General features: G+C 33.6%; 16 protein-coding genes and 1 pseudogene. 8 read left to right on the top strand and 9 right to left on the bottom strand.

Annotated features, from left to right (window positions below; translation table 11 throughout):
- Positions 1 to 117: 117 nt before the first annotated feature.
- Both cifB and cifA read right to left on the bottom strand, forming a co-directional pair.
- Positions 118 to 3,618 (bottom strand): annotated as a pseudogene (cifB, locus tag WG67_RS06695) (cytoplasmic incompatibility factor CifB).
- A 75-nt stretch (positions 3,619 to 3,693) separates the two neighbouring features.
- Complete coding sequence (cifA, locus tag WG67_RS02645) at positions 3,694 to 5,118, bottom strand: cytoplasmic incompatibility factor CifA (RefSeq protein WP_070356873.1); 1,425 nt, start codon at positions 5,116 to 5,118, stop codon at positions 3,694 to 3,696.
- Between the two features lie 242 nt (positions 5,119 to 5,360).
- Here cifA and WG67_RS02640 point away from each other — a divergent pair, with 242 nt between their 5' ends.
- Positions 5,361 to 7,790, top strand: coding sequence for a TomO hydrophobic C-terminal domain-containing protein (locus tag WG67_RS02640; RefSeq protein ID WP_070356872.1), 2,430 nt, complete (start codon positions 5,361 to 5,363; stop codon positions 7,788 to 7,790).
- A 702-nt stretch (positions 7,791 to 8,492) separates the two neighbouring features.
- On the opposite strand, the gene WG67_RS02635 is transcribed toward WG67_RS02640, so the two are convergent.
- Both WG67_RS02635 and WG67_RS02630 read right to left on the bottom strand, forming a co-directional pair.
- Positions 8,493 to 9,032 carry a pyrimidine dimer DNA glycosylase/endonuclease V gene (locus tag WG67_RS02635; RefSeq protein WP_010082266.1) on the bottom strand — a complete coding sequence of 180 codons (540 nt, stop codon included), beginning with the start codon at positions 9,030 to 9,032 and terminating at the stop codon, positions 8,493 to 8,495.
- Entirely contained in the window at positions 9,033 to 9,929 is an 897-nt protein-coding gene (locus WG67_RS02630; protein WP_010962719.1) for an Rpn family recombination-promoting nuclease/putative transposase, read from the bottom strand. It lies immediately after the preceding gene.
- 128 nt (positions 9,930 to 10,057) lie between these two features.
- Between WG67_RS02630 and wmk (WG67_RS02625) the strand changes: the two genes are divergently transcribed.
- From wmk (WG67_RS02625) to WG67_RS02595, 7 genes are all read left to right on the top strand, one after another.
- On the top strand, positions 10,058 to 10,969 hold the full coding sequence (gene wmk / locus WG67_RS02625; protein WP_070356871.1) for a WO male-killing family protein Wmk: 912 nt from the start codon (positions 10,058 to 10,060) through the stop codon (positions 10,967 to 10,969).
- Between the two features lie 169 nt (positions 10,970 to 11,138).
- The gene (locus WG67_RS02620; protein WP_070356870.1) at positions 11,139 to 11,795 is read left to right on the top strand and encodes a JAB domain-containing protein; all 657 of its coding nucleotides are present in this window, start codon (positions 11,139 to 11,141) and stop codon (positions 11,793 to 11,795) included.
- 100 nt (positions 11,796 to 11,895) lie between these two features.
- Complete coding sequence (locus WG67_RS02615; protein WP_070356869.1) at positions 11,896 to 13,038, top strand: hypothetical protein; 1,143 nt, start codon at positions 11,896 to 11,898, stop codon at positions 13,036 to 13,038.
- 75 nt (positions 13,039 to 13,113) lie between these two features.
- On the top strand, positions 13,114 to 14,022 hold the full coding sequence (gene wmk / locus WG67_RS02610) for a WO male-killing family protein Wmk (protein ID WP_006280075.1): 909 nt from the start codon (positions 13,114 to 13,116) through the stop codon (positions 14,020 to 14,022).
- Positions 14,023 to 14,047: 25 nt separating this feature from the next.
- A complete protein-coding gene (gene wmk, locus WG67_RS02605; protein WP_010962716.1) occupies positions 14,048 to 14,959 on the top strand; it encodes a WO male-killing family protein Wmk in 912 nt (303 codons plus the stop codon).
- Positions 14,960 to 15,436: 477 nt separating this feature from the next.
- Positions 15,437 to 16,336, top strand: a complete 900-nt coding sequence (locus tag WG67_RS02600; protein WP_070356868.1) for a DMT family transporter — start codon at positions 15,437 to 15,439, stop codon at positions 16,334 to 16,336.
- Between the two features lie 76 nt (positions 16,337 to 16,412).
- Positions 16,413 to 17,720, top strand: coding sequence for a UDP-glucose dehydrogenase family protein (locus tag WG67_RS02595; protein WP_070356867.1), 1,308 nt, complete (start codon positions 16,413 to 16,415; stop codon positions 17,718 to 17,720).
- 17 nt (positions 17,721 to 17,737) lie between these two features.
- Here the strand turns inward: WG67_RS02595 and WG67_RS02590 are convergent, their stop codons facing one another.
- The 5 genes from WG67_RS02590 to WG67_RS08360 all read right to left on the bottom strand — a co-directional run.
- Positions 17,738 to 18,883 (bottom strand): MFS transporter, encoded by a 1,146-nt coding sequence (locus tag WG67_RS02590; protein WP_070356866.1) that lies wholly within the window; start codon positions 18,881 to 18,883, stop codon positions 17,738 to 17,740.
- A gap of 127 nt (positions 18,884 to 19,010) precedes the next feature.
- Positions 19,011 to 20,063 (bottom strand): threonine aldolase family protein, encoded by a 1,053-nt coding sequence (locus WG67_RS02585; protein WP_070356865.1) that lies wholly within the window; start codon positions 20,061 to 20,063, stop codon positions 19,011 to 19,013.
- The gene (locus WG67_RS02580) at positions 20,060 to 21,109 is read right to left on the bottom strand and encodes a threonine aldolase family protein (RefSeq protein WP_070357051.1); all 1,050 of its coding nucleotides are present in this window, start codon (positions 21,107 to 21,109) and stop codon (positions 20,060 to 20,062) included. Before WG67_RS02580 ends, WG67_RS02585 begins: the two co-directional genes overlap by 4 nt.
- Before the next feature lies 1 nt (position 21,110).
- The gene (locus WG67_RS02575; protein ID WP_070356864.1) at positions 21,111 to 22,886 is read right to left on the bottom strand and encodes an ABC transporter ATP-binding protein; all 1,776 of its coding nucleotides are present in this window, start codon (positions 22,884 to 22,886) and stop codon (positions 21,111 to 21,113) included.
- Positions 22,887 to 23,435 (bottom strand): phytanoyl-CoA dioxygenase family protein (locus tag WG67_RS08360; protein ID WP_458694993.1); only part of this gene is annotated, 549 nt, incomplete at its 5' end.

The following is a 23,435-nucleotide window of genomic DNA, read 5'->3' as shown; positions in this document are numbered from 1 at the left end:
CTATATTATTGTTAATAAACAACCCCCCAAAAAAAATATGCAGAAATAAATTAAAAGACCCATTACAACCAACGCGTAAATATGGAGTAAAGAAATACTTCATTCACCTATTAACCTCTACCTACTGCCTCTACCATTGCTATGATCATAAACTCTATTCACTCCATCAATTTCATCCAATACAGATTGCGGACCAAAATCAATTGATATCACTCTTTCTCCGCCTAATTGCAATGCTCCCCCACCTCCACGCTGTGGATATTGGAGTTCTAAAAATTGTAATAGTAATGGATCAATTTCATGTTGAATTCCTGGACGACCTTGAATCAATCTACCCCTAGGAGAAGATAGAGAATCATTTTGGAATAATTGTGAAATATTTCTTCTCCGATTTCTAAAGTATTGTTCATTTCTTTGAGGTTGTCTAGTGTCATTTCCAATTCCTGCACTAAGAAGACCACGTATATAACCTATAATACCTTCACCTTTCTCTCCAAAGTTACTATTTCCCTGTAAAGCTTGATCAATAGCTTGGTTAATATCCCTAGCATTTTCGTATGCCCATATGCCACAATTATGGCCATCTGTTTGCTGATGAACGGAAACATCATGGACATTATCATCGCTAATATCACATTCTCTTAAAGCTCCTCGAATATTATTGTCAATACGACTATCTGGACCAAGTGAATCAGCATAATACCCATAATAATTTCCATTTTGGTGGACAATAACTAATGTAACCCAATGACGATTACCTACATTAATAATAGCAGTTAATCTATCTTTTTCACCCGAATCTACTTTTTGTTTAAAGTTATCTATGTTACTACTTAATAAGTCCCTACCTGTTGGATCATTTTGATTTCCATCGACTCCTACTGAAGTTATTGCAAAATCATGACGATCATTAGTTGGATTAGATCGATCATCATGGAAAGTATATTGTCGTGCAGCGAAAAACATGTCATGAGTTTGTAGCCAATAACGGAAATTTTGATTTTCTGTTGCAAAGTCTAGTGCAAGTAGATTATGCACATCTTCTATTTCACGAGCGTTGTTTCTACGAAGGATAGTGTTTATTTGTTATAATATTCCTTGTGCTGTAGAAGTACCACCTCCCCTTATTCTTGACCTTAATGTTTCTATTGCCTGTGCTCTAGTACCTTGCAAGTAACTAAATGGAACGTGCAGATTATCATCTATATCAAGCAAAAAAATCGAGTTCTGTCCTGGTCTTTTTTCCATGTAAAAGCGCCTGAAATTTTCACGAGTTTGATCTGACAATAGATTTTCTGGTGGATTTTCATCAATAACACTTTCAGGTCCCACTAATACTTCTGGTCTTGAGTCATGACCACGACGATCAAGTCTATGTACATACACTGCTTGTTGTGGAAGAGATATAAAGTCTTCTGCTCTCTGTGCACCTCTATTAAATACAGCATAAGACAAAACCACCTCATTTCCAGAAGTAATAGGCAAATATCCCCTTTGTTTGCTCATCAATTCTGTTATTTTGTACCTTGCCTCGTCTTGCTCCTGTTCTACTTCTTCTGCATTATCAGCAAATCCTAATACATATCCAATTGGGTGAGTATCTGCTGTAGGTTGTCTTAATAATAGAAGACCTAGTCTCTGTTCTGTAACTCTTGTAAGTATTACCCTTTCTCCTTCTTCTTCCTGCCACCTTTTTAAACTATATGTTTGACCAACTTTATACATAGCAAGCACTTTATAAGGATTATCACTAGCATAAAATGTACCATGTAGTATAGAGCGAAACTTATCTTTGCTATTTACATCTATTATCATATTGCCATGCGTATCTTCTGGCATTAATACTGCAGAAATGTTTCTAAATAATTCTTGATGCTGAAATCTATCTTGCCAGCCATCATTCATAACTTGATTTAAAGCATTATGCACATTTCCAGCATTAGGCACTTGCACAAGATTACCACCAAGAAAATTATTTGCATTATTATTTTGGTAATTGTGATATAAACCAAGGTTATCTGTATGAATATTAAGGCCAAGTTGATTATTAAGTGTGCATGAAACTTCCCGTACATGAACATTATTTCCGTCAACATTAAGATCTTGTAAATTGATGGCTCCTTGTTGTACAGCGTTGTTATCTCTAATATGAAGTATAACTATATCAGAACCTTGAGTATGGAAGACCATGGTTAAAGCATGATTCTCATCACCATATCTAAATATATACTTTCTTACACGTTGTTGAACTGCGTTTACTAATCTGAACTCTTCTAAAATACTATTCCCAAAAGCAAAACCAGTTATGCAATCAAATATTCTGTTATAATTCTCTGCATTTCTTGGTATTTCGTTAGGAAGATGTTGAAGCAAGAAATCTCTAATATTTTCTCTAATTCCTTCATCCTCCAAACACTCAAATAATCTTTGTACCAAAGGAAACCTATTCTCTAAAAACTCTACTGTATCAATACTAAAAGGATCTATATTCAGATTAAAATTTAATCCAATACAAACAGCATTTCTTGATTCAGTGTGAATAGATATAAATGAAGAAGCATGTAATCTTTTAGCATCAGCTCTAGCGCGGTTTAATGCAATATCAGACGATGTCCTCCATCTAGTAACATTAATAACGATAGGAATGTTTTCTCTCTCTGCCTGATGACATATAAGAAAAGCAACATATGAATTTCCAGGAGACAAGTCAAGGTCAATATCTATTGTGTAGAGATGAATAAAATTTGCCAACAAACCTAAGAAAAATCCGTGACTCTCAAACTTTTGACTGCGATTTTGAATGTCATTTTGTAGGCTGCCTAGGTAACTACGATAGATTCGAGTTATGTATGGCAAAATTCCTTCATTTATTCCACGTTCTATATTTATTCTTTGGTTACTTGCTAGCACTTCCATAAAACTGAAAATCCCTTGCTGACCCGGTGCAACTTGCACAAAATTGACCAAATGACCAAGCTGTACTCTCTGATCTTGATTGAGTCGTATACTTCCTATTTCCTTAACTGTCAACAAACTGCGTGGCGCAGGCGCATTAATCCCATTAAGCCTATTGCGTTCTATATGCCTAAGAAGGCTAATCTCAGACGCTGAATATTTAGCAAATCTATCTCTACCTTGAGAATCTTTTTCACGAATCACCTCGAATACTGTTGCAATCGCCTCTCCCTGACTCTTGCCCTTTCCATGCATGCATACTTTGTATTGCTCAAAATTTAGGTCTTCTTCCCTTAAATTTGGATTTTGCCCTCTAATCTCTCGCACTAGAGCATTTCTTTCCCTTGTACTGAACCTTAACCCATCACTATTAAGACGATCAGAAATACTGTAGCATCTGACAACTTGCTGTCCGTCACGATAAACAGCGACTTTTAGGTTCCCTGTATTTCTATTTCTACCACCTGTATCAATACCATGATTATCAAAACGAAAATACACTCTCTCATTTGCTTTTAAGATATTAGCATCATGAGCAGTAGCAAACATACTGAAAAAGAATACAGGAAGGAAACGTCCTGTACTTACATGATACAAGAAAAATGGACATTGATCTAAAAAGGATTCAAACTCTTGTCTAAAACCATCAAGATCTCCATCCACTAAACTTCTTATTAAAGACACAAAGCACCTCTCTATTTGCTAAGACCAGAAAAACCACTCACATTAATGAGTAGACTAGATTCTTCTTTTCTTATGAGAACCAGAAATACCACCCACACTAGGAGCTTCAAACTCAGACTGTGGGCCATCACCAGAACCATCAAGTGGCAAAGATACCTTAGATTGAGACCGCAAATTATTCCAAGGACCATCACCTACAGAAGGTAAAGTTACTTTCTCTAACTGAAGAAATAACTCTTCTGCAAACTTGCCGTAATCTACACCTTTCCTCTTTCCTTCCCTACCACATATTCTAAGATTTTCTATCATGACTTCTTTAAAAAGGTCAAACTTTTCAGGAAAGCAACCTTTGGCAAATGAAATCATATCTAATATTTCTTCTTTCTCTATTTCCCTATCGGGCTTACAAACATCTTCTCGTTTCCAATTAATGATTAATCCCCCAAGTACACTCTTTATAGGAACTGTATAATTAGAAGTATTAACAGAGGTCTCTCTGTATTCAGCAAAGCGTTCACATTTCCAAATCTCCATAATAAGGGATCTAGCTTGAACACTTAACTCAGGATTTTTCAACATCACATTTGAAAGTGAATAAAGAAAAAGTTCATAGTCTTGCTGTGAGAATATCTTGTCCGAACAGTCTCCTCCTGCTGAAACGCCTTTATAACACCAGCACTGTACCAAATCATGAACCGTATCAAAAAAATATGACTCTATTAATTCAGCAAGAAGGGAATATACTCCCTTATCTTTCTGCAATAATTTCTGTAAAAGAGTATCTTTATCGCCTATATTCCTTACACAAAAATCTAAAATAGGAGCGTCTTTCTTAACAGATTGAGGACGAGAAAGAGCAACAATAGCTTCTGTAAGCTTCTTCTCCTTATCTTTTTCCTCTAACTGATTATAAAAATACTCTACCCCTTCGCTCCACTTAAGTTTTACAGCACTGTCAAAACCTTCTACTGCATCATACTTCTTTAATTCCCCAGATTCTCTATCGATCCAGAAATCAAACACAGGACCATTTCTCTTCATGGATGATAGCAGAATGTTTCTTACATATTGATCACTGATCGGATTACCTTGACTATCTACCTCTTCTGAAGTAAATTGACCTCTAGAGAGTACAAACTGTTTGTTGAAAAAATCACCTATCTTGCCCGTTATACAGTACCTAGATGCCATACCATACCTTGGTAGTGGGTTATCGATTTCTCCTATTTTCTCTTCAGTCAATTTCTGACCTAAAACAGTATTATTTAACCTTGTACCTAACCAACAACCTTCATCTCGAAAAACATTATATAAGAATTCCAGCTTATCATCCTTAAAAAGTTTGATATACTCTATATAGGTCTCGACCCACCTTTTAATAGCTAACTTTCTTCCAGCCGCAATGTCACGATCTGTATGTTTTATCACATCTTGTAGCTTTTTAAGCACTTCAGCCTGACGTTTTGTTTCTATTGGCATTTAAACCTCCCTATATCATGAAAACAACGCTATGGTACTAAATTTGTAACTAAGTTACAACACCTCATTACTCCAGAAAGACCTATTTGATACCCAAACGTTCTGGTCAGGCCTAGAGAAATCTGTCTGGAATTATTGAGTATTTTCTAGAAATCTTAATTTGACAGCTAACACCAGGTTTTCTGGAGACTATAGGTGATGCACTTTTTCTATTTATATTCCCAAGAATAAGGTCAGTAGATATGTTGTTTTCCAGAAGAATATTAGTAAGATTAATTGGAGAAGTGCTTATGACTTTAACTAAGTGTGTTTTAACTTCGCCCTTAAGTTCTGATCAGCAGTATCTGTTAGTGTTAGGTAAGGTTATGGTTGTAAATACAAAATCCGATCAGCAGAGGGCTGAAGATGATCTATATACTGTTTTGAGATTCAAAGAAAAAGGAGATTTTGAAAGACGGATAAGAGAACTGCTTGTTAACGATTATAAGAAACTTAAAAAACCACTGAGCAAACTCCTTGGTAAGTTAGAAAGTAAAATAAGGACTGATAAAGAGAATAACCAAGCAGCCAGAAACGTTTATGATCAAATCAAAAAATCTAAAACTAATGAAGATAAATTAAGTAATTTATTGAACTTTAAAAAACAGCTAAAAGCTTTCCTAAAAAATCAAGATGATTGTAGTATTGTGTTAAATGCGATTGACTCTGCAAGTGTTATCCCTGTTATTGAAGTTAATGGTGTGCATCCAAAAGATAGTGAGATCAAAAAGTTAAAAAAAGCTCAACCTCTCACCTCTAACAGACAAGACTTTGAAGAAGCTCTAGGATACATAGAATCACAAGAAAAAGTTATGGGGATTACATTAGAGGAAATTATGGAATACAAGCAACACTCTGTTAAGATTTTTCTACTGAACCGTGTTCATTCATGCAAAAATGGGCATTCTCAATTGCATCCTGATGTAAAAGAAGCTATAGCAATATTATCAAATGATAAGCTGAGAGCTTTCTACGATGAAGAAGTAAAGAAGAAGACGCTACAACCAATATTGTCCTACAAAGAATGTGAACAATTATATGATAAAATTAACTATGAAAAAAATGAATCTCGTATTATAATCGAAAGAGAAGAACTTGGAGAGAATGTTAGGAGGGTAATGGGAGTGAAGCGCTTTACGAATGAAAGCAGTAGAGAAGATCAGAAAAATGGTACTAGTCCAACAGGAACTTCTACAAATTATAGACAAGAGCAAGTTGCCTCTAGTGGTGATAGAACACTTTATAATAGTGATATACCTTCACTAGGTAGATCGATTAAGAGCAGCCGAAGTGAACTGTTTATGCCATTTGGAGCTTCTGTTGATACGAGTACCCCGATTAAACCTGCCAATCCATCTAACCTAGTTACCACTGGTGAGAATTATACTAGTAATGCAGATCTGAGTGATGAATTGAACGTAAGTGAAGTAACTAAAATTGTTGAACGAATGGAGCTATTATCCAATAGTTTAAAAAAAATCCAAGAAATTGTGGAAAAGCTGGGTAATACTACACTAAGTGAAGAAGTGATAGTTCATGAGAGACATTTCAAAAAGTTTATGGATTTTGTAGGAGAAATTCTCGTAGATATTGGTACAAGATTACCACAAAGTGATTCTAAAAGCATGTATCTTCAACAAAAATTGAAGGGATTGGAAAAGATGAATGAATCCTTAGATAACAGTGTTCAAGAGTTAGAGAAAAAAGTAGATAAACTTGAAAAAGAGAATAAAGATTTTCTAGCAGAAAATGATGAACTTAAGGAAAAACTTGCTACAGCGAAAGAAGAAAAGGAATTGCTATTTAATAAAAAAGAAAAGATGCAGGAAGTTATAAATGGGCTGAATGAGAACAATCAACGATTAATGCAAAAAATAAATGGGTTAGAAGATGATTATGAGTATTTGTTAAGAGCGGAAAAGACAAAAAGAGAAACCGAAGATTTGTGTATACAAGCGGAGGATGCAGATATACCGGAAGGAAAAGCTGAGTTATGTAAAGACTATGAAATTAAACTAGTAAAGCTGGAACAAGAGATAGATGCAAAAGGGAAACAATGTGAGGAATTGCTATTAGAAAATAGTATATTACGAGGAAATATAGAACGATTAAAGGAAGAGAATAAACGATTAGAAGGCATTGAAGAAAGCTTTAGTATCGATCCCTCACATTTTTGCTCTGTAAAAAATTTGCATGATGAGCTTATTCTAGCTAATGAACAGCCGGAAAATATTGATATATCAATCCAGGATGAGATGGATTCAAAAGTTGCCACTGAGTCTGTGGGTGTTAATGTAAAACAAGGTTATAGTAAAAGGACTAGCAACCTATCTCGAGTCTCTGAACAAAGTTCAGCAGTAAAATCTCAATTCTCAGAAGCAAGAGCTCAGAGTAGAAAGCAAATAATTTATGCCTCTGCTTCTCTTATATTATCTGGAGTATTTGCTGTTGGCACAAGTTTAACAATGTCTCATTTAGGAATATCTATTTCACTTGCTTTGACTGCATTAACTTTCCTTACATTGGGATGTTATTGTTCATATAAGGCAAGTACAACGCTTAGGAATATTGAACTTGATCGAACTTTTAAAATGGCTGATCATGAAGCTGTTTTTATGGTTCCCAGCTTATAACTATGTGGAAAAATATATTGTTTTACTCACCCCAAGAAAAGAGATAATGGGAAAGATAAAAAGGTCTATCAGTTCTCGGTGCGGCAGATTAATTTCTGACGGTGATATAGAGCATTACTTATTTCTCTAGAGAATAGGGAATTGGCGAATAGAGTTCTAGGTGTAGAAGGAGATATAGATGAAGAAAAGACCAGATTTAGTAGAAAAATATAAGGGCTTCTTTGTAAATGATAGTAAGGGAACAGCAAAGTAGTTATATTAAGGGACTGGTTTTATGTTCTGAACTCAGATTTTCGTTAGGTTATAAAAGAAGTAATATCGAGACCTTACTTTGAAATTCCAGATTATCAGAGTACTTTGCTCTTCTGAAGTGAGTGATGTTGGAATACCTCTGGATCGCAGTACTAATAACCAAAATTAAAGAGTAAATAGTTTATAATTTAAGTATTTATAATAGAGAAATTAGCATGTATCTAAATTTGAGCAGCAAATACCTTGAAATTACCATCAATTCAGTAAAATTGAAGAGTTTTAATGGTTTAATCATGTAAAGTATTCAATAAACTGCCGTTTTTAAATTTTATCAGACTCAGTTAAAAGAGTGGAGATTTTAATGATTTACCTCAAATCTAATTAAGAGTTAAAGTGAGAAGATGTTTTAGTTTTTATGCACCTTCCTCTCTACTAATTAAGGCGTTCTTTTTATTTGCGGCTTTTCAGACGTACGATTCTGCTTAGCAACCAATCCGGTACTTCTCTACCCTTTTCCCACTTAGCAAACCTCATCTTTTCTTTTAGGTAGTACTCTCTGTAAGCTTTTACTGAATGACTAGACTTATATTGATCTGGTAACGCCTGTACAAAAGGCTTTATATCGGTTGATTGAAAAACAAGCAAATTCTTATTACTATCACACCAATCTATAACTTCTTCTGATCTATGTTTTCTTTTATATCGCCAAGTATACTCTTTGCACAGTTCCCTTCCGTATTTTATTAACCAGAAAAAGTTCCCTTTGGATTGTCTAGCCCATAGAGAACAAGGGTGGTTTTTGTGAGTAAGTTTATATGGAACTTCTATATTCTGGTCTGTGATGCTGACTAAAGGATTTGGCACTTTTAATGCTATTGAAAAAACATTACTCAGTAACTGAGCAGTTTCTAATAGCATTTTTACTATATGCTTATCACATAACATTTTTGCCGCAATCTCTGGGTTTTCATCTAGTACAAAGATGTTCATCTAAACATCCAAAGAGCTTAAGTCTTTAATTTCATTAGCTGTAAGACCAGTAGTTTGAGCTATGATATCAATAGAAACTCCTGCTTTAAGTAGATTCTTTGCAACTTCAATTTCCCTCTCTTTTCTGCCTTTTTCATGTCCGATGAGGATGCCTTTTGCAGTAGCATCATCAAGTTTTTGAGCAAGGACAGCCTGTTCATCAAGAATACGTTTTATTTCCTGTTCATAGGCAATAAATTCTTTTTCTGACCAGTTGAACCTATTTAGTTCTTCATAGGCCTTTTTAATTATTAGATCACTACCTATTATTTTTTCCAGCTCTTCTTCACTAGTCTCATCTGCATATTTAAAGAAGTAGACCCATTTCTCAACAATACTTGAAAGCTGATCTTCTTTGGTTTTTGGAAATTTAGGCAACTCAATAAATATAAAGTAAAAATCTTTTAGATCATGTTCATTAGTATCTTCATCGCGAATGGTATGCTTTGACTTATACTCAGACTTATCAGGAAATAAAATACAGTCTGCTATAGCAATAAAGATAATTTCCTTAAGATCATGATATTGATCGCCTTTGTCAGCCTGTCTTGAATAGGCTTTAGCAGCATAGTATTGAGCACGTTTTTCAAAGCCCTTAGTTTTAGCGACCTGCATTTCGACTATCACTTGCAGCCCATTTTTATCTCTACAAAGAACATCAACAATGCTTTGTTTTTTAGAAGCAATATCAGGATCTTGAATAGTACTTAAAAACTCTATATCCTGTATTGCATTTGTTCCAGCAAAGCCGAGAATATCATTAAGAAAGTGAATAAGGATATCTTTATTTTTTTCAGTACCAAAGATGCGCTTGAACGATATATCATTCTTGGGATCGAGAAACTTCGAAAGAGCCATAGGAAATCCACTTAAAAAGCATTAATAATTATACACAATTGTGAAGAAATATTCAACTAAATTCAAACATAGAAAGAAGCATCCCTTTTGTATATCTTTATTTGGTAGTATTAACCTGTATAATATTTATGGCAAATATCTCGATAAGGTACAAAATAGCACAAAAAGTAAGGAGCTGGAGGTTAAAGCGAGGTTATACTCAAAAAGATTTAGCGGGAAAAATTGGCGTAACGTATCAAGTAGTACTACAATATGAAAAAGGAACACGTAAAATTTCGATTGAGAAATTGTATGCTATAGCAGAAGTGTTATCGGTTGGCATCATAGATCTTATTCCTGTATCAAGTGAAAAAATTTGCCTTAAAAACGAAGAAGAGGAGATATTAAATCTAGTAAGAAAATATAAAACGATTAATGATCAAGAGTTGCGCAAGGTGTTTTACTTGCTAACAAAATTTACCCGAGTTGGTGAGAAAAGTAGTAAAAAAGCAGAGAAGGTAAAAATTGCAAAGGGTATGGTTAAAGCAGGAATTTCTGTTGATATTGTTTCACAAGCAATTGGCCTCTCTGCTAATGAGTGTGTTGAAGAAAAAACAGGTTCTATCTACTACCAAATAGGAAAAAAGATAAAAGAATGGAGGCTAGTGAGAGAGTATACTCAAAAGGATTTAGCAGAGAAAATGAATACAACACGTGATGAAATAAGCAACTATGAGCAAGGACGTGTGGCCATTCCACTGGAAAAATTATATGCAATAGCAGAAACATTATCAATTAGCATTACAGATCTGCTCATAGAGGAAGATGAGATAGTAGAAAGTGAGCTACCTGATTTAATAAAAGAATACAAAAAAATTGAGAGTCAAGAATTACGCTATGCGCTAATAAAATCTCTGTTTGAAAGCATACAAATTTGCGAAGAAAAAGTGAAAAGAGCAGAAAAGATGAAAATTGCAAAGGATTTAGTGAAAGGAGGAATTTCTACCGATATTATTTTGCAAATAACAGGCCTCTCTTTAGGCGAAATTCAACAGATTTAAAATAAAAAATCAGTATATATTAATATCTTTACTCTTAGATGAAAAAATAAGTAAAAAAGATTGAGAAATTGATTTGACTTCACTCGAAAGCTATGGCTTTATGCCAATGCTGATAAAAAACAGCAGTAAATATCTAAAAAAAGTTTGTTGTTAGTGAAAGGTAAATTATATGAATAAAAGTAAAGAAGAAATCGAATTCAGAATATTAGAAAGCAAAGGCAAAGCTCTACTTGATCGTGAAATAATGGAAACATTTCTAAGTGCAGTACATGAAAGGCCACAAGCTCAAGAAATTGCTAAAAATCTGGTGCATACTTATGCAGGAGTAGGAAGGATTTTAGGTAGAGAAATGGATGATCTGAAAGTTATAGAAGGAGTAACTGATTCTGCAGTAGCAATGATTATGTGTGTTAAGGAAACACTAGAAAGGGTACTGAGAGAAAAGCTCAAGGGAGAGCCAATAATGGACTTACAAGGGCTAGTAGAGTACTTGAACGTAAGTATAGGCCACTCAGAAAGGGAATGTGTAAAAATACTGTACTTGAATAAAAGGCGTCAACTAATTGGAGAAGAATCCTATATTGGTGAAATGGAAAAAGCACCAGTATACATAAAGGAAATTACAAGAAAGGCATTAATGAAAAATGCAACATCAATAATAATGTCACATAACCATCCTGGAGGGAGCTTAGAGCCATCAGAAGAAGATCAAGCAGTAACGAAGAGCTTAGCAGCAGCATGTAGTACTGTAAGCGTAAAATTGTTTGACCATATTATCATCACAAGTGGAGGCTATTTCAGCTTTCGAGAAAATGGATTGTTATAGTAGAAAGTATTTGTAAATCTACTCATTATAATTTATAATGAGTAGTAAGATGTATAAAGTTTATTGTACGCTTAAAAAGTATTTTTAATATGAGGTTTATATGACTAGTAAAGATCGGAATAAAAAGACTAATGTTAATCACAAGAAAATATTTGGTGCTCTTGAAGGCGTTGATATAAAGCAGTCTAAATTTGTGAGTAAAATTAATAACCAGAAGGAGATAAACCGGGAGGCCTCCCCTAGCAGAAACATTCGCGAAAACAAAATCAACTACGGGAAAAGCCTTGACTATGTTTATGGCACAAAACCTGTGAGTGATCAAGCAGATTATCCGGAAATGTTAAACCCATTTGCTTCATCTTTGCAAAAAATAAAGCCAAGTGCAAGCGAAAGTGAAAAGTTGAGCTGGTTTAAGAGTGCTGTGGTAGAGGCAAAGAACATAAATGAATTGCACAAAACTATAGACCAAGTATTAGCCTCTGGAGCAAGAGTAAATGCATGTAATGATGGGGAGTGGAGCTTCGCAGAATACATGATATTGGGCACACACTTTCACAGATTAGAAAAAAGTGATCGAAAAAAGATAATGCGTAAGCTAATGCTAAGTGGTGCAGAGTTTCATGATACTCTACTACAGAATAAACTGATAAGTGAAATCTATAATGAGCTACAACCAGAAGTTCAGCCACAGATAGATGAGAGACTAGAAGAACTAGAGAAAGCTGGCGAAAGTGCTGTGCAAGAAGGAGAATTAATAGATGTTGAGATAGATAATACAACATCGTACATAGAGTTTTCTGGGAATAGCAAGGTAGAGGTAGCCAAAATACTGAGAGAGTTAGGGAGTAACATTTTAAAAATGGGTAATAATGCAGTTGAGATCAGAAGGGAGGAAGGAGGTGCAAGAAATTACGTTGATGTATCAGATGGTAGCTCCGTTGTGTTAGAATTTCCTACAAGCCTTGGTAAGCTAAATATTGTATTGTACCAGGACGTAAAAAACTGCAGTCAGGTACAAGTAAAAGTAGCGGATAATGAAATGTGGGCTGAATTACAAAAAAGAGGAGAAGAAATTGGAAAAAATTGCCTTTTTGGGGGAGTGAAACTTAAGAAAGTGGTAGAAAGAGGTAATTTCACTAGGTGCGGCATATGGAGTGAAAAGCAGAAGGAAGTAAGTGAAAAATTGTTTTCATGGGCAGACAAAGTACGTGAAAATAGTAAAGAAACTTGTAGGGCACTTTAATTCATCAATTTAAAGGTTCCAGAGTCTGGCTATTATATCTGGAGCCTTTGAGCTATAGTATAAAATATTATATGTATGGTTCTTTTTGTGGAAAAAAGTCTAGATTATAAAGTGGGAGAAAAATTAAAAAGTTGGAGGTTAGAGAGAGGGTATACTCAGAAAGATTTAGCAGAGAAACTTGGTGTAAAGTACTGGGTAATACTTCAATATGAAAAAGGGAATCGTAGAATTTCAATTGAAAGGTTATATGCTATAACTGAGGCACTATCAATCAGTATTACGGATCTAATTCCTATATCAAAAAGCTGTCTTGAAGATGAGGGAGAAGAAATCTTAAATCTAGTAAGAGAATATAAAAAGATTAATGACCAGGAGTTACGTAAGATGTTTTGTTTACTAACCAATTTTGTCCAAGTTAGTGAAAAAAGTAGTAAAAAAGCAGAGAAAATAAAGATTGCAAAAGGTTTGGTTAAAGCAGGAGTTTCTGTTGATATTGTTGCAAAAACAATTGGCCTCTCTGCTGATGAATGCGTTGAAGAAAAAGGAGGTTCTATTTACTGCCAAATAGGAAAGAAGATAAAAGAATGGAGGCTAGTGAGAGAGTATACTCAAAAAGATTTAGTAGAAAAAATGAGTACAACACGTGACGAAATAAGCAACTATGAGCAAGGAAGGACTGCTGTTCCACTTGATAAATTATATGAAATGGCAGAAGCATTATCGATTAATATTACGGATCTACTAATAGAGGAAGGGAGTAAAGTGAAAAATGAGCTACCTGATTTGATTAAAGAATACAAAGAAATTGAGAGCCAAGAACTACGGCATGCACTAATAAAGTCTTTGTTTGAAGGGATACGGATTTGTGAGGAGAAAGTGAGAGAGATAGAAAGGATTAAAGTTGCAAAGGATTTAGTAAAAGGGGGAATTTCTATTGATATTATTTTGCAAATAATCGGTTTATCCGTTGATCAAATTGCATGAAAATTTATTTCTAAGTAAGGTATATATGTTTGTTTCTGTAAGCGATATTAGTTCTATAAGCTACAAAATAGGACAAAAAATAGAAGATAGCAGGTTAATGCGAGGGCATACTCAAGTAGAATTGGCAAGTGAAATAGGTTTAACATACCAAGAAGTAAACAGCTATGAAAATGGGTATATTCCTATTCCAATTGAAGTACTATATGTAATAGCAAGAGTATTGTCAGTTAATGCTATAGATTTATTACCCGAACCAGTAATAGTAAGGGAAGACAGCTATGAAGACGAGGAAATACTCTATCTAACGAAAATATATGAGAATCAAAAGTTAGGCAAAATAGTGCCTTCATTAGTCAGGTTTGTTCATATTAGCGAAAAAATTAATCAAGAAGAGGCAAGGTTGGAAATAGCAAAAAATCTAGTGAAAGAAGGAGTTTCAGTTGACATAATTTCCCAGGCAACCGGCTTATCTATTTACGAGTATGATAATACAGAGAGAGAAATCTGCACTGATTCTATATATTACAGAATAGGGCAAAGAATAAGAGAATGGAGGTTAATAAGAAGGTATACTCAAAAAGATTTAGCGGATAAAGTTGGCGTAACACTCAAGGAAATACATGAATATGAAAGAGGTTATACTACCATACTATTTGATAAATTATATGAAATAGCAGGAGCATTATCAGTAAATATTAAAGTCTTGCTACCTGAAACGAGAGAAAGTAAAAAGCTATTGAGTTTAATAAACGAGTACAGAGAACCGGAATCATTAGATGCGTTAGTCAAATCTCTATCTGAAGATATGAAAAGCGGCAAGGAAAAAGTTAAAAAAGCAGAGAAAATCAGGGTTGCGAAAAATCTAGCAAAGGCAGGTGTTGCAATTGATATTATTGTGCGAGCAAGTGGCCTAACTGCTGATGAGTGTGAAAATTGAATTGTGTTAAAGACGGTACTGAGAAACATTATATTAAGATATAAGTAAAGATGGTTACGTATTTAATACATCTATTCTGAAAATTTGTTTAGCTGACTCAACTGAAGCATTTTCGTAAAGTTTTGCTGCTAATTTGCTTGTTTGATAACTTTCTTTAACGTCTTCACAGCTAACACTGAAAACACATATTGCTAATGCTAGCAGAGAAGCTAGTTGGCACAGCCGTCAGTACTCCCGATTACTTTTCCTGATAATGTGATAGTATTCGCAAGTATTATCATATATTACAAAAAAATCAGTTAGAGGTTGTCCGGAAACTAGTAAATTCAAGCATATTCCCTCTTTAACATAACCCTACTCATAGCTAGGTATATGAAATTCTCAGTGTATGGTTAAACAGTAGATAGAGGAAACCTTGTCTATTATTGATCTTTTTTATAGTAAAGTTATCTCATAAAATATTAAATTGGGAGTTTTATGGATCACAGACTAAGAGCTTATTTGCTTGGAGTTATCTGGTTTATACTTAGCTTACTTAGTAGTGTAGCTAATGATACTATATCAAAATATCTAAGTTTACATCTTCAGAGTTTTGAAATAATTTTTTTCCGCTTTCTGTTTACCACTATTACCCTTGTACCTTTTATGTTTTACTATGGAATAGAAACTTTTAAAACAAGTCAAATATCTACTCAAATAACCAGGGGTGGGTTGTTATTTTGTGGAATGACCTTATGGACTTACGGGTTGACTGTTTTCCCCATAGTAACTGCAACGATTATAAGTTTTTCTATACCATTATTTGTTATACTTCTTGCAATCCCTTTACTAAACGAAAATATAATTTGGCAAAGATGGATAGTAACTGTTATTGGCTTTGTTGGTATTGCTATTACTACCAAAGCTCATAGTGAAGATTTTAATCCTAAAATTCTTATTTTTATTGTATCTGCATTGATCTTTGCTATATTAGATATACTTAATAAGAAACTTGTAATAAAAGAGTCAGTAATAAGTATATTATTTTACTCAGCTCTAACAACAACAATTTTTTCCACTCCATCTTTGTTATTTTATTGGCATATGCCTTCCTTGTTGGAGTTAGTATTACTGCTAATTTTAGGAATAAGTTCAAACCTAATTCTGTTCTTCATGTTAAAAGCTTTTGCTCTTACTGATGCTACTGCACTTGCACCGTATAGATACATAGAGCTAATAATTTCTGCAATAGTAACATACGTTATATTTAATGAATTACCTGATAAAAGTGCTTTATATGGTACTTTGATATTAATACCATCAACCTTATTTATAGCTTATTCGGAAGGTAAGGCAATTAAGAAAAATAATGTAACAACAAAAGTTTATAATTGTTAATGGTATTTATTTTAGATGCTAAGCTATATTTTTAAGGTGATAATAAAATGCACATAACTATTAAGGTGATAATAAAATGCACATAACTATTATAGGAGTAGGGTATGTAGGATTAGTATCTGGTACAATGTTATCGGAGCAGGGCCATAAAGTTGATTGCATTGACATAAATACTGAGAAGATTGAACTTTTGAAATCAGGGAAAATTCCTCTATATGAACCTGAATTAGCAGATTATTTAGAGAATAATATAAAGTCACAAAGGATAAGATTTTTTGATTCGTATTCTCAAATAAATCCCAATACAGAAGTAGTATTTGTAACTGTAGATACTCCATCAGACTCTCTAGGAAATGCAAATTTAAAGAATGTATATAATGCAGTAAGTGAAGTTTCTGAGAGAGTTAATCAAGATTGCTTAATAGTGATAAAGTCAACTGTTCCTCCTGGTACTGCAGAAAATATATATAATTATTTATCTAATAAGGGCTATAACTTTGATTTGGGGGTTAATCCAGAGTTTCTCAAGCAAGGCTCTGCAGTATCAGATTTTTTATACCCAGATAGGATAATAATAGGAGTAAAAACTAAGCTAGCTAGAGCAAAACTAGAAGTTATATATAGATCATTTATAGATAAGAATATTCCGTTAATAGTCACTGATACAGTTACTGCTGAAATGATTAAATATGCTTCTAATGCTTTTCTAGCAACAAAGGTTGCTTTTATCAATGAGATGGCAGGTTTATGTGAGCTATTAGGAGCAGACATTGACCTTTTAGCTAACAGTATGGGAATGGACCATAGAATAGGTAAGGAATTTCTCAAAGCTGGTCCAGGATTTGGAGGATCATGTTTTCCTAAAGATTTGTCAGCTTTAATAAGGCTTGCTGAAGATCACAATGTCAAGCTACAAATTTTAAATTCAGTTAAGGAATCTAACTATAATCATATAACAAACATTGCTAAAAAGGTAGAATATGTATTAAATGGAGTCCAAAATAAAAAAATAGCGATATGGGGGCTAACTTTTAAGTCTGGTACTGATGATGTAAGAAATAGCCCAGCTATAGATATTGCAAAATTGTTAGTGAATAACAAGGCTAAAATTACTGCATATGACCCAGTAGGGATGGATAATGCTAGGCAAATTCTAAAGGATATAGAGTACGCGAACAGCGCTATAGGAGCTGCAAGAGACGCGGAAGCCTTATTATTATTAACGGAGTGGAAAGAATTTAAAAATCAAGATTTTGCAAGTTTAAAGAGTATTATGGCTGCACCTAATGTTTTTGATTTCCGTAATTTATTAGATAGCGAGCTGTTACTAAGATATGGTTACCATGTTTATTCCTTGGGTAAAAAATCTATCTACAAAGTTTAACTGTTGAGAAATGTTTTTTACACCGCTTTACTTAGTTTTTTAAGATCTTTGCTTGATAATATGGAAAAGCAAACGAGTGCAATAACAGAGCAAATGGAAAAAAATGAAAACATAATACTGTTACCACAGTGCTTAACAAGTACTCCTAAGAGCACGCATGAAAATATTGAACTTGCAATATACCCAAATAATCCTGTTAAGCTTACAATTGCACATACATTATTTTGTGGAGCAATTTCTACAGCTATAACACCTGTCAGTACTTGCACTCCAAATATAAAGAATCCTGATAAGATTGCACCAAGGTTCATAAGAATTATGTTTTGACCAAAGTTCATTGCAATAAAAGTGAGTGCTATACCCAACATGTAAAATAATGCCAGCAAGCTTCTATTTTGAAAGAAGTACATATCACTAATTCTTCCTGTTATTAAAGTTCCAAGAATTCCACCTAAATCATATACACCTGTTATTAGTGAGGATTGTACAAGAGAAATTTGTAATTTATCCCTTAAAATTATAGGAAACCAAAAGAAGATTCCCATTTTTATAATATAAGCACAAAAAGTAGCACAACATAGAAACCATATGGAACTTGTTACCTTGATACCTATTTGAGATTTATGCACCTTATAATAGGTAGTAAAGTTGGCACTTTCTTTGTAATATGCTTTTAATATTATATAAATTCCAAAAAGTAAGGATAAGAGACCAGAGTACAAAAATGCACTTTTTGCATCATATATTTTAATTATACTTGGTAATACAATTAAAGTAATACAAGAACCAAGTTGCTGAGATGCGCTCATAACTCCCCATGATGATGCAATTGAAGAGATACTAGAGTTTGTAACCATAAACTTGGTAATAGCTGGCCAACCTAACCCTTGTGTCCAAGCTAATAATATTAATGTTAACAGTAATAAAGTTAGATTATTATATGATAAAGTTATGCCAATGGTTAATAATCCAGTTGCAATATTGCATAGCCCAAACATAAATAATGGATTATTTTTGGAGTCCATGACTATTCCATTAACGAATTTTGATACTCCATAAAAAAAAGAAAAGCAGGCAAAAAAATAGCTTAATTTTACATGGTCAGTATCTATTAACAGTGGTAGAGCAATTGGTATACTTTGTCTTGATAAATAAAGCAGCATATATCCACAGAAGAATAGTAAATATTGAAAGAAGACAAAGTTCACACCTATTCCCAAATAGCTCTATGTAGATGCCAGCATAATACTATATTGGTATAATATTGTTTGACAAGCAGTTTGTAAACAATTAGTGCAGAAAATTACTTAGTATCTTTCTTATAGCAGATACAGTAGTATTAATATCTTCATAGCTTATATCTCTATGTGTTATAGCTCTGATTTTACCTTTGATGTTAGCCATTCTAATTCCATAATTTTTCATTAGTACGTTTATTAATTCTTGAGTAGATATACAATTAGTACGTAATGAAAAATACGCTATATTAGTTTTGTATAGGTCGATATCAATTATAACTTGATCTATGGAGTCTAGGCCTTCTATAAGGTGCTGCATCTTTTTATGATCTTCCTCTAAACAATTTACATTATTACGTAGAGCATATAAACATGCAGCTGAAATAATGCCAGCTTGGTGCATACCTCCGCCAATTTGAAACTTATAGTACCAAGCTTTTTCAATAAACTCTTCACTTCCAAGCAATATTGCGCCCATTGGAGCACCTAATCCTTTACTAAAATCAATGAATACCGAATCAAAATAACTTGCATACTCCTTTGGAGATATTTTAGTATGAGCACAAGCGTTGAACAGTCTTGCTCCATCTAAATGAGTGAATACGTCATTCTCTTTACAGAGACTTGAGATCTCTTGAATATATTCTAAAGGCCACACAGCTCCACCACCAAAATTTGTCGTTTGTTCGATAGAAACAAGCCCAACTCTCGGAATATTTCTTAAACTAGGACGAGTAATAAACTCAACAATTTGTTCTCCAGTAAATATTCCTCTCGTACCTTTGATGGGCAAAGGAGTAGCATGTGCCTGGGCTGCGATCAAGCCAGATTGTACTATGAGCGGATGTGAAGTTTCATCAAGCAGCAAGTAATCACCAGGTCTTTGAATGTGTACTTTATAAGCAATTACATTGGACATCGTTCCTGAAATCAAAAAGATTCCTGCAGGTTTACCTAATATTTTACATGCGGTTGCCACTAATTCGTTCACAGTTGGATCTTCACATGCAGCTTCGTTTCCAACTTTTGCTTTAGCCATCGCTTCCCTCATTTTAGCTGAAGGGTCAGTGTTTGAATCGCTAAAGAAATCTATTTTTATTCTCATATTAAATTTAACACAACCTCCTTTATAATTTCAGCAGCTTTCATGATATCTGTTTCCTTTATGCCAAGGTGAGTAACTGCTCTTATATGAGACTCGAGCCAAGGAAAAAGCAATAAACCATAGGCTTGGCATTTACTCAAAAAAAACTCATTAGTCACATTTAGTTCTTTTATACTAAAGCTTACTATGTTAGTTTCTGGATAAGGTAGTATCAGCTTTACATGTGGAATTTCTTTAATCTTATCTGCAAATAATTTAGCAAGCTTATTATCTTCTTTAAGCCTAGAGATATTATTCTGTAGTACATATTTTGCTGCATTAGCACAATACCCTATCTGATGATAACCACTACCTAGCCAAACCTGTAGCTTTTTAGCCCTTTCAATTATCTCTCTTTTACCCATAAGCATTGAACCAAAAGGAGCGCCAAGTCCTTTAGTAAAAGAAAAGCTCATTGTATCCACATATTTAGCATAATCTGCTAAAGCAATATTTGTTTCGATATGGGCATTAAATATTCTTGCACCGTCTAAATGAAGATTTACATTGTGAGCTTTTAAAAAGTGATATAACTCGACTTGTTTTTCAAAAGGATAAATTTTACCATTAAACCCGTTTATACTATTTTCTATAGAAACAAGACTCACCTGAGCAAAAATTTTATACCTCGGCTTAGAATTAATAGCATATTCTACTTCAGCAACATCTAAGATTCCGCTGTTATTTCTAATGCAATTAAATACGATATTATTTACTTTTGCATTGCCTGCGCTATCGAAAAAATTAACGTGATAATTATAATGAGTTATTAGTTCATCACCAGGACTTGTTTGACTGGCAATGGCTAATCTATTTGCAAGCATACCGCTGGTTACAAATAATGCTTCTTCTACTTTGAATAATTGTTTGCAATATTCTGATAAGTCATTACAGCTTTTGTCTTCACCATAAGCAAAATCTCCAACAGTTGCATTACTTATTGCATGTATAACGTTGGAGCTCTGCAGAGTTGTAGTGTCACTTCTCAGATCAATAATTTTTTCCATCTTATTTCTTGCCATTCAAACAACCAATTTGAGCATTCCAAAGTTCTTTATAAAGACCGTGCTTAGAAACTAGTTCAGCGTGTTTACCATCTTGGACAATTTTTCCTTTGTTAAATACTAGAATTCGGTCCATATGTAAAAGTGTAGAAATACGGTGTGCTATAGTAATCGTAGTTTTATTTTTCATCAATTTGAATAAACTCATTTGAATTGTTTTTTCTGTTATAGAATCTAACTGACTAGTTGGTTCATCGAGAAATAATATTGGAGCGTTTTTTAAAAATGCCCTTGCTATTATTATTCTTTGTCTTTCTCCTCCAGATAGCTTGATGCCTTTTTCTCCGACTGTAGTTTCATATTGATCTGGTAGCGCCATAATGAAATCGTGAATACCAGCCAGTTTTGCAGCTCTCATTATTTCTTCTATAGTAGATTGAAGTTTACCATATATGATGTTTGCTAAAATAGTATCATGAAATAACAATGGGTCTTGAGGTATTACAGATATTTGTTGCCTCAAAGAACTCTGTGTAACTTCTGATACTATTTGATTATCAATCTGTATATTACCTTTTTTAACATCAAATAGCCTTAGGATTAAGTTTATAAAAGTAGATTTACCACCTCCAGAATAACCAACTAGGCCTACCTTTTCGCAAGGATTAATGGTAACTGAGAAATCTTGAAATAATGACTCCTGACCTTCATAAGAAAAAGAAACATTATTAAACGTTATTCTTCCACTTAATAAATTTAATTCTTTAGCATTTTCCTTATCTTGAATTTCTGGTACAGTATTCAAGATTGGCAATGCATCTGAAACTTTGCCGAAATGAGTAGAAAATTGGGTAAGATTCCTAGTTAGATGGTTAAGAAACTCTATAATCGATATATTAATTCCAAGTACAAGAGCAATATCTCCTATTGCGACCTTGTTCAATTGATAATCATGAATTAAAAAATACAAGTTTACTGCTTGGAGTATATCGAATGAATAGCCATATATAAACCAAAGACAAAAGTATGCCCATTGTAATTTTCTCTCTGCAATAGTTCTTTTCTTGCATATTTGAAAAAATTTGTGTCTCTCATGTGCTTGCTGAGAAAATAACCTTACTGATATAACATTTAAAATACTATCTGCTATACTAGCTATTACTTGTGAATTTTGTTTAGAGTAATTATCAGCTAGTTCAGTAAGTACACGAAAGCTGAAAATCGATACTAAAATAAAAATGCTTACCCAAGTGAATGTAGCGATTGCAAATTTTATGTTTACTAATGATAAGGTATAAATCGCTAAGACTAATGCTATGCTGTAACTGAAAAAACAATCTATAAGCAATCTTATTAACTCTATCACACTATCCATTAAGTTACTGACCTTATGTACTAAGCTTCCAGATAAATTGTTCTGATAATAGGAATGGTCTTGCTGGAGTAGCCTACAAAAAGACATATCAGCTATCTTTTGACGCATTAAGGTAAACATTCGAATGTCAACAAAATAGCCATAGAATCTAAAAGCAGTAGTGATAAGTAATGCCATACCAAGATAAGCGCTTACAGGTAATAAAAGATTTTCAATTACATTACCTTCCTGATATTTTACAGCTGTATCTAGAATATTTTTTACTAAATACTTTCTAAAAGACAAATCAACAGCTACCACCAGAGCAACTAAAGACATTATAAGTACATTAAGCTTGAATTTAGATACTATATTCAAGATGAACATCAATACACATTTGAAGCTATCAACTCTACTTCTGTTCATTTATAATGCTAGCTCCACTACGTTGACTTTTTTATTGAGAAATACAAGTAGTGAAAACCATAAATTTTTGTATATTTTTCCTGAGATGTCTCCAGCATCATGTAGTGCTGATGCTCGATTCAGAATAAGTAGCTTATATAAATCTCGCTTAGCCTCAGTAGTGTCGATCTCAGAAATATTTGTAGTTGTGTCTGTAATAAAGGCTAACCAGCTCTTGATAAGTTCTTCCATGTTTTTTGCTTTTACACTTTCCTGGTAGCCAAACAATGACAAGCATTCTCTCAGTACAGATTCTGTTAACTCACCACAATTGAGTATACCAAAAACTGAAGGCTGAGGTTTTGGCACATAGGGAAGATCTTGATCTTTTATAATCCACCTTGTTACATAAGCAAATCTATCTTTAGCATCTGTATTCTTATCACTACCATGCCATAACCGTGAATCAAAAACTATTGCATCTCCTGCTGAAATAGGTAATGACTTAATTTTGTAATTTTCCCGATTATTTGAGTACTGATCAAAAAAATATGGGTACCAAAAATCAAC

The organism is Wolbachia endosymbiont of Drosophila incompta (assembly GCF_001758565.1).
GTDB classification, from domain to species: Bacteria; Pseudomonadota; Alphaproteobacteria; order Rickettsiales; family Anaplasmataceae; genus Wolbachia; species Wolbachia pipientis.
Note: the sequence above shows the minus strand (reverse complement) of the source record. Positions and strands in the feature narration are given on the sequence as shown.

Excerpts from the sequence above, each read along its gene's own strand:
- WG67_RS02635 (WP_010082266.1), bottom strand. The coding sequence starts at position 9,032 with ATGAACATCTTTGTACTAGATGAAAACCCAGAGATTGCGGCAAAAATG.
- WG67_RS02595 (WP_070356867.1), top strand. The coding sequence starts at position 16,413 with ATGCACATAACTATTATAGGAGTAGGGTATGTAGGATTAGTATCTGGT.
- WG67_RS02590 (WP_070356866.1), bottom strand. The coding sequence starts at position 18,883 with ATGCTGCTTTATTTATCAAGACAAAGTATACCAATTGCTCTACCACTG.
- wmk (WP_010962716.1), top strand. The coding sequence starts at position 14,048 with ATGTTTGTTTCTGTAAGCGATATTAGTTCTATAAGCTACAAAATAGGA.
- WG67_RS02640 (WP_070356872.1), top strand. The coding sequence starts at position 5,361 with ATGTTGTTTTCCAGAAGAATATTAGTAAGATTAATTGGAGAAGTGCTT.
- wmk (WP_070356871.1), top strand. The coding sequence starts at position 10,058 with ATGGCAAATATCTCGATAAGGTACAAAATAGCACAAAAAGTAAGGAGC.
- cifA (WP_070356873.1), bottom strand. The coding sequence starts at position 5,118 with ATGCCAATAGAAACAAAACGTCAGGCTGAAGTGCTTAAAAAGCTACAA.
- WG67_RS02615 (WP_070356869.1), top strand. The coding sequence starts at position 11,896 with ATGACTAGTAAAGATCGGAATAAAAAGACTAATGTTAATCACAAGAAA.
- WG67_RS02630 (WP_010962719.1), bottom strand. The coding sequence starts at position 9,929 with ATGGCTCTTTCGAAGTTTCTCGATCCCAAGAATGATATATCGTTCAAG.
- WG67_RS02620 (WP_070356870.1), top strand. The coding sequence starts at position 11,139 with ATGAATAAAAGTAAAGAAGAAATCGAATTCAGAATATTAGAAAGCAAA.
- wmk (WP_006280075.1), top strand. The coding sequence starts at position 13,114 with ATGGTTCTTTTTGTGGAAAAAAGTCTAGATTATAAAGTGGGAGAAAAA.
- WG67_RS02585 (WP_070356865.1), bottom strand. The coding sequence starts at position 20,063 with ATGAGAATAAAAATAGATTTCTTTAGCGATTCAAACACTGACCCTTCA.
- WG67_RS02575 (WP_070356864.1), bottom strand. The coding sequence starts at position 22,886 with ATGAACAGAAGTAGAGTTGATAGCTTCAAATGTGTATTGATGTTCATC.
- WG67_RS02600 (WP_070356868.1), top strand. The coding sequence starts at position 15,437 with ATGGATCACAGACTAAGAGCTTATTTGCTTGGAGTTATCTGGTTTATA.
- WG67_RS02580 (WP_070357051.1), bottom strand. The coding sequence starts at position 21,109 with ATGGAAAAAATTATTGATCTGAGAAGTGACACTACAACTCTGCAGAGC.